We start from the raw sequence: 7,667 nt of genomic DNA on the forward strand, positions 1-7,667 counted from the left end.
ACACCGTTTACTACAGATTTTAACCAAGAGTCATAAATCTTACCAGTTGGAACCTTGTAATAAAATTCTTTAAGTGCTTGTATTGCTTCCTCATCACCTAATCCTTTTATGTTCACTAAATATCGTGAAGCTACGTAAAGAATAAACCTTTTCCTACCATCTTGAATACCTTTCTCTAACACTTTATCGATCCATGAGAAATCAGAAGAGGATTTAGGTTTAGGGGGAAATATTCCATTAACCTCGAACAAAAAGTTATCATTTTCATCATAGACTTTTGATGAATCTCCGTTGTATTCTATATAACCTGCTGGAGTATCATCTGGATAATGTAAGATTATCTTCCTCCTCTTTGATTCAATGTGTTCATCCTCCTTTTTCTTCATGACATAATGTAGAGAAGAATATAAAGAAAAAAATTTAGCTCATAGATTAACTATGTAAGATTAAATGGAAATATTAGTGGAGATTCATCCTAAGAAAAAAATTGAAAAGATTATAGATGAGATTAAAACGTTGTCGTCGTTTGATGGATTTAACATACCAGACTCTCCGTTAGGTTACCCCGCTCCATTACCATCTTCTATAGCATCCATAATAAGGTATTTGCTTAATTTAAACAATAAAGTAATAATAAATCAGAGACTATATGATGTTAACGAGCTATTCGTACATTCTCTATCTATAACCGCAAGAATGATGAATGTAAGCGTCGCTTTTACTAAAGGTGATAAGCCAAAATACGGTAAGGAAGTCGGATATCTATCCTCCGAAGAGGCTGTAAACATAGCTAAAGGGTATGGGATTCAAGCTGGTATGATGATAAGTTTAAGAAGAAATGAAAACGAGATTAAAGCTAGATTAAATTCCAATGCAGATTTCTTCTTAGTTCTAAGAATGAGAAGAGTTGATGAACTTGAATATTATGGTCACAACTTATTAAGTAGAGCTATTCCCTATTTAATTATTGTTACTGAAAAGAATAAGAAAATAGTTGAGCAACTAAATCAGCCAACTTTTAATGAGGAAGAAATCCTATCAGTTATTAATGAGTTGAAAGATAAGAAGGTCAAAGGAGTCCTATTATCTACTCTTGGAGATCTGGAAGCCCTAAGGAAACTTAATGAGAAAATATAAATCTTGTTTTTATCTCTCTGTACTACGAATGGTATCGATAAGTTCTAAAACTTCCGAAGCATAATCTGGAATCCTGTTAATTAACTCACTCAACTCAACATACCAATAATTACTCTTTAAATTATCATAAAATTGTATAAAAATCTTTCTATTTGATAATATTATATTTTTGATGCATAGATCATTATCGTTACAATCACTTTTTACACTTTTCTTATACATTAGAGTAAATATTCTCTCTAGTTTATGTTTAGTATTATCATCCACGTTAATCCTTACTCCTTGAACCAACACGTTCTTTATCCTTTTTTTATAGCTGAAACATAAAGATTGCAGTTGACATTCTAAACTTATTTTTGTTAAAATCTTGAACATTTCCTCTTCGATAGTTGTTAAAGCACTGGGGAATGAGTAAATATTCAATTTCTCTATTCTTTTCTTGTTATCATCTTCATTCCAATATATTATCTTATCTTCATCTAAGCTCACTTTCAATTTTCTTTTCAATTTTCCGCAAGAAATCGTTAGATCAACCTTGGTATTCGACTTAACAAGGATAAGCGTTATATTTCCAGTTGATGCGATTATCTTAGAAGGAGAGGTAGAACTAAAGGAAAAAGTATTACAAAATAATTCATTTGAAGCTCTTCTTATTACATTAAATGTTATATTTTCAACGTAATTAACTAATGCATGCATTGATAGACCCTACTTATCAATTCATTAAACTCATCATAACTCATTGAAGGAACGAAAATACCCCAACTTTCGTCATTTAGGGAAGGCATAGCCATAATTGCGTCAAAGAGCTTAATGCAAGATTCCTCCATTTTATCCCATTTATATTCATTCTCTTTAATATACTGTTTCAAGAATCTTAATGCAGTTAATATCTTGCCTTTTTTAGCTAAACTTAACGCCTCTTCCACATTAAAAATTATGAGGAATACGTATAAAAGCACGACATAATAATAAAGACAGAATGAAAGAAGAAGCCTATGAACTTCTTAAATACTTAGCGGAACACACGATTAATGGCTCAACTACAGCTTTAATTATAAATAATAAAATTCCAATCCTGTTAGAAAAGGAAAGTAATTATGAGATATCTATAACGACATGTATAAACGGTGAAGCAATTAAGATAAGTAAAAAGTTTACTAAGAATACAATACATAAAGCGATTTATGAGCTAATAGATGACTTGAGTGAATTAACTTCTCAAGATGTAGAAGAATTAAAAATAATCCAAAAGGTTTCATTTGATGAATGCCTTCCAAGAAGAAGGCAGGAGAGTATAGTACAAAAGAAGAAGAAAGATATAATCTCTATGGAGGAATATAAAAAGCTTATTATAGGAAAGCAGATTCACGTATATCCACTATTGCAAATATCAAGCAAGCAGTATCTATCACTTATTCTAGACTTAGGAATTGTTGATTTATTAGAATTAGCTTCACCTAATCCAATGATTATACAAGAAAATCAGCAAAGTCCATATAAAATTAAGGATTTAAGAACTATTTACACGTATATCTCATTCTTTAAATTAGATCAAAACAATAAAACAAATCCATTATCTACTGTTATTATTAATAATTCAAAATTAACTATCTTCACTATGATTTATTCCTTAGAAGACGTGTACAAAGAAGTAATTGAATTAAATTTTTTAGACAATAAAAAAATAAAGCTAAACAAATATAAAGTAAAGACTATTTCTCTATCTAGTAAAGGATATGTAAACGTCACTGAAACCGATATTTTAGGCGCTCCAATGAAGGGTATTAGGAAGAATGACGTAAGAATAGGCTTATTTATGGAATATAATGGTAATTTCATTCAAATAAATGACATAAAAATAGGAGATTTACATGAGAGGGGAGATTTTACATTTAACGAATACATTTATGCCTCATTATATGTAATTGGTATTGATTCCTATGAATTCTTTGATAACGTAATAATGAAATTTGTAAATACATTCATCGCTAGAAATCCTTATCTATCTAAACTAACAAAAGATATAATTGAAAGAGAAGCTAATATAAACTATTCCATTCCTTTTGTATCTTCAAGTAGCGGTAACAAAGTTAGTTTATTGGATCCAATTGCTTACTGGTACTCCAGAGATATTTTAGGAAATGAAGATTACGCTAATACCCCAATTTCCCAACACTCACAGAAACTGAATGAGTTGTTAATTGCGTATAGAAAAAACGGATACTTCAGAAATATCTTCATTTAATTCTTTTACCCCACCAAGGATAAGCTATAACTAAAACTAATAGAATCACAAATAACGAAACTTCAATTAAGTTTAAACTAACGTCTATATTTTGTTGGATAAGTGTAAAAGGATAGGGTTTAACGTTAATACTACTCATTTCGTATTGAATTAGAGGAATAATGATTGTAAAGTTGGTTGAGGTATTTACCCAGACTATCTTAACGTACTCATAATTATTAGAGTTCGAGTAAATTATAGGCAAAGCTAGGTTTGCAGCTCCAGAAGAATTAGTTAAACCAGAAGTATAAAAATTGAGATTAGAGAGAGTTGATCCAATGTAAACTAAATATTTCTGATTAGGAACAGATGCGCCATTATTAGATAAAAATACGAATTGTAGATCTACTTGCGGTCCTATTACGTAATTCTGCGGCATAAAATATAACTTACTAACTCCATTGTCAACTCTCCAGCCTACGTACAATATGCTAGACCACGGAATTGGTGTAGTAATGTTAAGTATATAGGTATTAGTATCATCAAGTATTACCTCATAAAGTGACACATTTCCTTCTTGATTCAAAAATACTGCAGACACTACTCCTTGATCAGTTGCTGGTAGACTAGATTTGAATAGTTGCCATAACGTGGTGGGTTCTTTAACGTATAATTCGCCGTTATTTATTGCATATATCAACCCATAAACTTGTTGTAAGTCAGGATTACTAACAGCTAATCCTTTACCCAGAAGTTCTATACCTACTTCACTGCCATTATAGTATGTGAAATTCATAGTAACTATTAATGAATTAAGAGAAGTCACATTATATTCTTCAACCAAATAATCTCCTGGCTGAGTACCTTTCAATATTTCATAATTTTTAGTAGACGATATTATCTCAGCTGGTCCCAGATTAAGGTTGGGTGAACTAACTATGTTAGAAATTAAATACGTTTCTCCAGCTATTACTGGATACGTTTCTCCTCCGATAACTGTACTAGAAAGGTAGTAAAGGTATGAATAACCATAATTTTGTAGCCATCCTACGTAGTCAACTTCTGCCCAAGGTATTGGTGTAATGTATGCTAACGTAACGTTATCGTTGTTAAGAGATAAGTAGGCTACAGTAAGGTTTCCATCAACATCAGTGAATGATATAGATAAGTTACCACTCACACTTATAGGGAGATTATTCATTACCACCTTTAAATTACTACTAGGAGTCTTAACTAACATTTCACCAGACGTTACACAATATATTAAAACATAAGGCTGTTTATTTGCAGATTCTTTTAAATCAACGTTTCCAGCTAATACTATAGCTCCTGCACCCAATCCAGAAAAGTACACATATTTTACTGAGTAAGTGAAGTTAGAAAGTCCTAAGGTTGAGTAGTTTTGCACAGCATATGCGTAACCTAATCCTTCTACCATCTCATAAGTTATATTATGAATTACTATAGCAGTTCCGTTATCCCAATTAGGATTACTATATACCCTGTTTCCATTTAAAGCCTTTAAAGTTTTTACAAATGATGGTTTTATTACTAATATACTGTATGAAATACTTACTACAGTTGATACAATACTCAAAAATAACAGAGTTGAAATTAACAGTAACAAAATTCCCCTAAACGACATTTCTTATCAGCCTCCTAACTAAAAGCAATATTACTGTAATTATTGATATAAAAATTGATATGTAACTCACATACATTATTGTAGGATTAGAAAACGTTATAATGTATTTTCCAGGTTTAAGAACTACTGAGTGATTTACGAAATTGCCATTGATAATCACCGGTTCATAAACTGGCAAAAATATTGAGGTATTGGTTTCTATTTCTTCTTTTACCTCTCCTATACCTATACTTGTATGTACTTCTGGTTTATAGTAAGAAGAAAAAATTGGTCTCCCATTAACAGTTATGTTGCCTCCCAGAATTATGACAGAGCTGTTATAGGTAGAGGAAAAAATCTCTATACTATTATTCTTAATAATTCCTTGAACACCTTGCAATGATTTGACAGAAAATGGAAAGGTTAAAGTTAATTCTGAGTCGTTAGATAAGGGATACCAGAGAATTCCTAATAACTGATTAAATGGCGAATATATAAAGAAAATCTCACCAGAATTTGTATAAGCATATGAGAAGCGTATTATAGAACTATAATTTGGAATGGGAGCAAATGGATAACCAAAATATAAAGGATTATAGATGATCTTCCCATCGTATAAGAAGTACTTAGTGGAATAGTTAACAGCGTTATACGCTATACCACTAGTGAGAAGTTTAGTTAAATTATCAGTTTGTGCTCCGAAGCCATATATCCCAGTTTTAGGCATTTGTAGATCAAGGGTATAATACGTTACATTTTGGTATCGTAAAGATAAACCATAACTGAAACTAATTAATGAGATAGCTATTAAAACTATTAGGCTAGCGTTTAGTAGTGTTTTTATACTTTTCAAACTTCCTATCAATAAAATTAAATATAGGAATAAGAGAGGAGTTACGTTAAAGCCTATTACTAGAAGTATTAGCGAAATTAAGGATACGTAAAGAATGTCTTTCCTTTTGTATTCGAGATAGTATAATAATAATCCTAATGAAAGAAAAAGTAAACCTACGAGCAGATATAATGGTGAAACGCTGGGTAATCCATGATAAAAAACTAGATATGGAATAAGCCAAAATGCGTTTAAGCCTAGCCCATATCCTATTAAGTTATATTTCTTATTTACTCCCGCAATTACTAAACTTGAAATAAACAGTGGTATAGATACAGCTGCAACTAAGGTTGAAATTGCATACATTATTTTTTTATTATAATATACTAGGAAAAGAGATAAAGGAAGGAAAGCATAAGGTAGGATAGATACTGAATAATTGACTACTGGATTAAAAATGTTGAATTGATAAAGCAAGGATAATAAGAGTGGATATCTAAGGTTTAGTTTCGAGAAAACAAAGTAGGATATAACTCCGGATAAGAATGTAAAAATTCCTAAAAAAACTTGTGCAGATAATAAACTATTTTTTACAATAATAAGCAAAATACGTATTACTAACCATCCTATAAGGATATGCTGCTCAGGATTGTATTCAAGTACCCAAGGAAGGTAAATGAAGGATGAATAAAAGGAGTTCTGAGAAAATAGGTAAATCAATGAAGAATCTTTAGGAAATCCTAGCATTATTCCTAGAAAAGAAGCAGGTATAAACGAGAAATAAATCATAAATTTTCTATAATTGATTTTACGACTTTCAGCAATAACTCCTATAACACCCATTAGGAGATAGTAATATGATAAATTAGATAAATTCATTACTAAAGAGGAATTTATTGAATACATTATCCCAGCTACTATTAGATAGATAATGCCAGACAGTATTATTGCCCTTACCTCCCCTATCTTTGCCAACAATATGATAAGTAATGCTAGTATTATCAATATGAAGTAAGAGTCACCTAAAAGTAAGCCTGGCACTAGGGAAAGAAGAATGGAATATATCCACTTGTTTTTCCCAAATAACGATATAATAAGAAAAAAGGCTACTATAATCACTTTCTCGATAGAAGTAAGTGTAGTAAATACTGCCAAAATTATCGAAACTATCAAAGTAGATATAAGTGAAAGCTGAGCCTCATATAGAATTGCTAAAGATGAGGAAAACATAATAAATGCTAAAAATGGAAAATAAAGTGGAAGTTCTAGCAAACCTATTATGTTAGTGATAGCTAAAACAATGCTAATCAGACGTTTATCCATATGGCTACACTTAACGTAAACATTAACACTATTAAATTTATGCCAAACTCAGACGGGTAAGTTATCTTCACCTATCTACGTGGTCCCTTATCATCATCATGTATATAGTTACCATGAAATTAAATAGTTTTTAGTCCACTTCCAGTCAACACTAGCACAGAATTTTCTGCTTTAAATTTTTTATATGCCGCATAAACTGTAGCTGAACTATATTCTACTAATATCCCCATCTTTGCTAGGTCTTTCCATGCTTCTATGATCTCTTCATCACTAACAACAATACACTCATTAATAGCTTTTATCATTTGATCCAATAAGAACGGTTTAGTAGAAACCAATGCATCAGCAATTGATGTAACTTTCTCAGGAGGATTGTAATTAATTTTCTTAAATTTAGCACATAAGGGCATTACTTGAGTTGTTTGTACTGCAATAATTTTAGGCATTTCATCAATAAATCCAGAGTTAAGTAAGTGGCTAAATCCCTTATGTACACCCAATAACAAGGTACCAGCTGAAACTGG

Annotated in this window: 8 protein-coding genes; 2 read left to right on the plus strand and 6 right to left on the minus strand. The window is 31.0% G+C overall.

Going from position 1 to position 7,667, the window contains the following annotated elements:
• Nucleotides 1-386: DNA primase noncatalytic subunit PriX (gene priX, locus DMP16_RS06655; RefSeq protein ID WP_143577003.1), on the minus strand; the 386-nt coding region annotated here is incomplete at its 3' end.
• Nucleotides 387-450: 64 nt separating this feature from the next.
• Here priX and DMP16_RS06660 point away from each other — a divergent pair.
• Nucleotides 451-1,137 carry a hypothetical protein gene (locus DMP16_RS06660; RefSeq protein WP_069282274.1) on the plus strand — a complete coding sequence of 229 codons (687 nt, stop codon included), beginning with the start codon at nt 451-453 and terminating at the stop codon, nt 1,135-1,137.
• Nucleotides 1,138-1,146: 9 nt separating this feature from the next.
• On the opposite strand, the gene DMP16_RS06665 is transcribed toward DMP16_RS06660, so the two are convergent.
• On the minus strand, nt 1,147-1,836 hold the full coding sequence (locus tag DMP16_RS06665; protein WP_069282275.1) for a hypothetical protein: 690 nt from the start codon (nt 1,834-1,836) through the stop codon (nt 1,147-1,149).
• Entirely contained in the window at nt 1,824-2,066 is a 243-nt protein-coding gene (locus tag DMP16_RS06670) for a hypothetical protein (protein ID WP_069284568.1), read from the minus strand. The genes DMP16_RS06665 and DMP16_RS06670 overlap by 13 nt, the downstream gene beginning before the upstream one ends.
• Nucleotides 2,067-2,119: 53 nt before the next feature.
• On the opposite strand from DMP16_RS06670, the gene DMP16_RS06675 reads away from it, so the two are divergent.
• Nucleotides 2,120-3,385, plus strand: a complete 1,266-nt coding sequence (locus tag DMP16_RS06675; RefSeq protein WP_069282276.1) for a hypothetical protein — start codon at nt 2,120-2,122, stop codon at nt 3,383-3,385.
• Here the strand turns inward: DMP16_RS06675 and DMP16_RS06680 are convergent.
• From DMP16_RS06680 to DMP16_RS06690, 3 genes are all read right to left on the minus strand, one after another.
• Entirely contained in the window at nt 3,378-4,991 is a 1,614-nt protein-coding gene (locus tag DMP16_RS06680; protein WP_143577005.1) for a hypothetical protein, read from the minus strand. The two genes, DMP16_RS06675 and DMP16_RS06680, sit on opposite strands and share 8 nt — an antisense overlap.
• Before the next feature lie 7 nt (nt 4,992-4,998).
• Nucleotides 4,999-7,143: a hypothetical protein gene (locus tag DMP16_RS06685; protein WP_069282277.1), complete on the minus strand. Its 2,145-nt coding sequence runs from the start codon at nt 7,141-7,143 to the stop codon at nt 4,999-5,001.
• 119 nt (nt 7,144-7,262) lie between these two features.
• Nucleotides 7,263-7,667 (minus strand): pyridoxal-phosphate dependent enzyme (locus DMP16_RS06690; protein WP_143577004.1); only part of this gene is annotated, 405 nt, incomplete at its 5' end.

Source organism: Sulfolobus sp. B1 (assembly GCF_007050195.1).
Lineage (GTDB): Archaea > Thermoproteota > Thermoprotei_A > Sulfolobales > Sulfolobaceae > Saccharolobus.

Bases quoted from the DNA above. Each gene is read 5' to 3' on its own strand.
- DMP16_RS06660 (WP_069282274.1), top strand. From the start codon at position 451: ATGGAAATATTAGTGGAGATTCATCCTAAGAAAAAAATTGAAAAGATT.
- DMP16_RS06665 (WP_069282275.1), bottom strand. From the start codon at position 1,836: ATGCATGCATTAGTTAATTACGTTGAAAATATAACATTTAATGTAATA.
- DMP16_RS06675 (WP_069282276.1), top strand. From the start codon at position 2,120: ATGAAAGAAGAAGCCTATGAACTTCTTAAATACTTAGCGGAACACACG.
- DMP16_RS06685 (WP_069282277.1), bottom strand. From the start codon at position 7,143: ATGGATAAACGTCTGATTAGCATTGTTTTAGCTATCACTAACATAATA.